This window comes from Intrasporangium flavum (assembly GCF_001956915.1).
Classification (GTDB): domain Bacteria; phylum Actinomycetota; class Actinomycetes; order Actinomycetales; family Dermatophilaceae; genus Monashia; species Monashia flava.
Genome location: NZ_MLJO01000049.1, coordinates 1 through 3896, shown reverse-complemented (window position 1 = coordinate 3896; position 3896 = coordinate 1). Strand labels below are relative to the sequence as shown.

The following is a 3896-nucleotide window of genomic DNA, read 5'->3' as shown; positions in this document are numbered from 1 at the left end:
CCGGCCCGGAGCCGTGCTGCCCGGTCAGGGCAGGTGGATCGTCAGCGTGCGGTCCTCTCCCGGCCGTAGCGGAACCAGCGTCGCCTTGGCGGCTGTGGAAGCGCCGTCGTACCAGGCCTCCTGGCCGGTGTAGGCGTTCTCGAGGTGGATCCGATACTCCCCTGCCGGCAGGACGACCGGGTTGAAGGTGTTGCCGCCGAACACGTCGAAGTCACCCATGTGGCGGCCTGTCGAGCTCTCGATGAACCCGATCCAGCCGTCACCGGCCGGAGAGCCGTCGGCGTCGACGAGCTCTCCGGAGATGGTGCTCGCCGGCGCGAGCTGGGCCGAGAAGCTTCCCGCCTTGCCCGGCTTGATCGTCAGCGGCGTCGCCCCCTCGAAGGACGTCGAGTCGCCGACCCATTCCGGCGCCCACGGGCCCACGCCATAGCCGGTGTAGACGACGGGGCGATAGGTGCCGGCCGCAATCGGGCCCACCGTGTACCGGCCGTCGGCGTCGGTGGTGGCGCAGTCGAAGCACTCGCCGCTGCGGTCCATCAGGTCCCCGCGCGGGTTCACGGTGGCACCGGCCACCGGGTTGCCGAACGGGTCGGTGATCCGGCCCGAGATCGTCACCGGCGGGTCGATCTTGACGTTGCGGATCGCCTTCGTGGCTCCTGCCCCGACGGTGACGAGGTCGGCCGTGGCCTGCGACGTCGCCTTGAACGCCCAGACGTCTCCGGACGGGTACGGTCCGTAGCCCATGCCCAGGTGGAGTGCGTACGAGCCCGCGGGCAACCCACGGATGCTCCATCGTCCCGACGCGTCACTGCACGTCGCGACCTGCCCCTCGACACGAGCTCCTGCATGACCGACGTACGCCTCGGGACACGCACCTTCCAACGGGGTCCCGAGCTTCGCGTCGACCGCGAGACCGGTGATCGTCGCTGCGGGTGCGAGTGAGGCGTCGATGGTGCTCGTGTCGCCGGCGTGCAGCTCGACCGGGGTCGCGTGGGCCGCATCGCTTGCCCCGTCGTGGACCTCCGCGACGTAGCGTCCGTCGGGATCGCTGAATCGGACGCCGAAGGAGCCCTCGTCGGGAACGGCGACCGAGTAGGCGCCGGTGTCGTCGGTGCAGGCGGACGCCACGGTGTCGACCCAGTCGGCGACGGGCAGTCGGAACACGTCGACGCAGGCGCCGGCGATCGGAGCCCCGGTGGCGTCGGAACGCACTCGCCCGGTGACCGTGGCGTCGGCGACGAACCGGTCGGATGCCTCGATCGTCTGGCCCGCCGTCACGTGGAAGACGTGGGCGTCGGTCTGGGACCGCGCTCCGAAGAGCCACTGGTAGGACGAGTCCGCGGAGACGTAGACGGTGTAGTCACCGGGGGCGACCACTGCTCGCCAGGACCCGTTCTCGTCGGCCCAGGCGAACTCGGCCTCTCCCCCGCCGACCGGCTCGACCATCACAGTGGCCCAAGCTGCAGGCGAGCCGTCGCTGCGGAGCATGGTGCCGGCGATCACGCCGCCGGGCGCCAGGGACACGTCGACACTGGACGGGGTCCTGAAGGAGGCGGCGTCCTCGGCCGAGTGCGCGTCCTGCGCCCACTCGCCGATGTGCACGCCGTCGTAGGAGGTCACCTCGAGCTTGTAGTCGACCCCTTCCTCGAGCCCGTAGATGGCGTACGCGCCGGAACGGGTCGGGTCCTCCGACGTGCACGCGCTGTTCATGTAGGCCCCGTTGCTGGCGCGGACAGCCGTGACGCAGGCGTCGACGCCTTCGTGGGTGTCGTCACCGACGATGCGCCCGGTGATCGAGGGCGTCGCCTCGATGCTGAGGGTCTCGTCGAGCGTGGTCGTGGTGCGAGCGGGGACCTCCACCAGGGCGGCGTCCGCGCGGGAGCGCGCGCCGTCCTCCCACTGGCTCCATGGCAGCGCGTTGTACCAGACCTGGTAGGTACCGCCGGGAACTCCGACGGACCAGTGGCCGTCGTCGAGGACCTGCGCGACCGCGGTGGGTCGGTCGGCCCCCGGGGCGTAGAGGTCGACCCAGCTGTAGGCCGCAGGGTCGCCGTCAGGACGCGTGACCGTCCCGGACGCCTGTGCTTCGGGCTGCCAGGACAGGTCGGCGACTCCGGGGGCCTCGTAGGCCGTGGCGTCCTCGGGGTTGACGACACCGGGCAGGTAGGTGCGGGTGAACCACTCCTGGGCGCCACGGGCGAGCACGTACACCGTGTACGACGAGCCCGCGTTGAGGTCGGTGGCCTCCCAGTGGCCGGCCGCGTCCGTGCAGGTGAAGCCGCCCGAGCCGTCGTCACTCGACAACGAGACGCAGGCGTTGATCGGTTCACCGGTGTCGGCGGCCGTGATGGTGCCGGACAGCGTGGCCGGCTCGGCGTGGGCCGGCGCGACGGCGACCGACGACGCGAGCAGCGCCCCGGCCAGTGCGACGCCCACGCGCTTCAGTGCTGAACGCAAGTGAGTGCTCCCTGTGAGTCCCCTGTGCCGCGGCTGCTACCGAGGCGAGGCGAAACGTAGCAGCGGGCAGCGACAGGATCGGGTGTCGGCGACCGGCGAACTTTCCCCGTTGCACGTTTCTGCAGCAGCACCGATGTGGCAGGATCCCCTGTCGGCGTGGGCGCACAGCGAGACGATCGCGGCCCTGACCACCATCGCGCACCAGGAGATCGCACGTGGACCAGCCGGAGCACCCATGGTGGCCGCAGGTTCTCGGACTCTGCGCGGCAGCCACGCTGGCCCTCGGGCTCTGGGCCGTCGGCTCGGGCGGGCTCTACAGCGGTGACACCTGGCCCGACTTCCTCGTCATCGGCGCGGCCGCACTCCAATGCATCGCCGCGTTCGCGGCGTGGGCTGGACGACTCCCGGACGGGTCGTGGTCCTGGCGGCTGCTGCGACCCCGTGCGTGGTGGTTCTTCCTCGCCGAGCTCGGCGCCCTCTTCGTGCTGTCGGCCGCGGTCCCGATCGAAACAGGCGTCTGGCCGGTGGGCGACTCAGCGCAGGGCTTCACGATGCTGCTCTTCCTGCCTGCGCTCGCCGTGGCGATCACCGCGTCGGCGCGAGCCGGCGCCGAACAACGCAGGGAGATGGCGCAGTGGCCACCTCCCCCGGCCGACGACGTCTGGGCACCTGCGATCGGCGTCGTTCGGGTTCAGCTGCTCCGGCCGTGGTGGCGACCGGTGCGGGCCCACCTCGAGATCAGCCGCGACGGGGTCGAGCTCGTGGCTTCCGGCCTCTTCGCGGGTGCGGCGGTGTGGTCCATCCCACGACACGTGATCGCCGTGGTGGATCCGGCCCGTTCGGAAGCGCGGGAGGCCACGGAGACGGCCGATCCCTTCGAGCCCCCGTTCGTGACGCTCGAGGCGTTCGTCGTGCCCGAGGTGCGGCTCGGTTCGTGGTTCGCCGAACCCAATGTGACGCTCCTGTTCACCGAACCCCAACCGATGCCGCTCCTGTCATGGCGAGGTCGGAGCGTGGTCGAGGGAGCGGGCGCCCTCAACCTGCGCGGGGACGGCCTCATGGTGGACGGCGTCGCGGTTCGCGTCGAGGACCCGGGCCGGACGGTGTACCTCATGAAGGCCCTGCAGCTCGCCGTCGTCGACGACCCCGACGCCTTCGTGAGGCGGCACCGCGACGTCACGCACGACCCGGACGTGGTTCGGCGGACGGCGCGGAACGTGTGGCTCCGGAGCGGCCTCGAGGTTCTCGGGGCCGTCGTCGGGCTGGGGCTCGTCGTCGCGGGGTCCCTCACGGACGACGGCCGGTACACGATCGCGCTGCTCGCGCTCATCGGCGTGGAGCTGGCCGTCCACTTCGCACCGCCCTGGTTCAGGCGCCGTCCCAAGTGACGTGCAGCCCGTCAGGTCCTTGGCGCGCACAGGTCGAGGGCGGCCGCACAC

The 3896-nt window shown here is 71.3% G+C and carries 2 protein-coding genes; one reads left to right on the top strand and one right to left on the bottom strand.

The window, feature by feature from the left end; all coding sequences use genetic code 11:
• Window positions 1–24: 24 nt before the first annotated feature.
• The gene (locus BIV28_RS19580; protein ID WP_207556138.1) at window positions 25–2457 is read right to left on the bottom strand and encodes an MSCRAMM family protein; all 2433 of its coding nucleotides are present in this window, start codon (window positions 2455–2457) and stop codon (window positions 25–27) included.
• Window positions 2458–2672: 215 nt separating this feature from the next.
• Here BIV28_RS19580 and BIV28_RS19575 point away from each other — a divergent pair, with 215 nt between their 5' ends.
• Entirely contained in the window at window positions 2673–3845 is a 1173-nt protein-coding gene (locus tag BIV28_RS19575) for a hypothetical protein (RefSeq protein WP_076264202.1), read from the top strand.
• Window positions 3846–3896 lie beyond the last annotated feature (51 nt).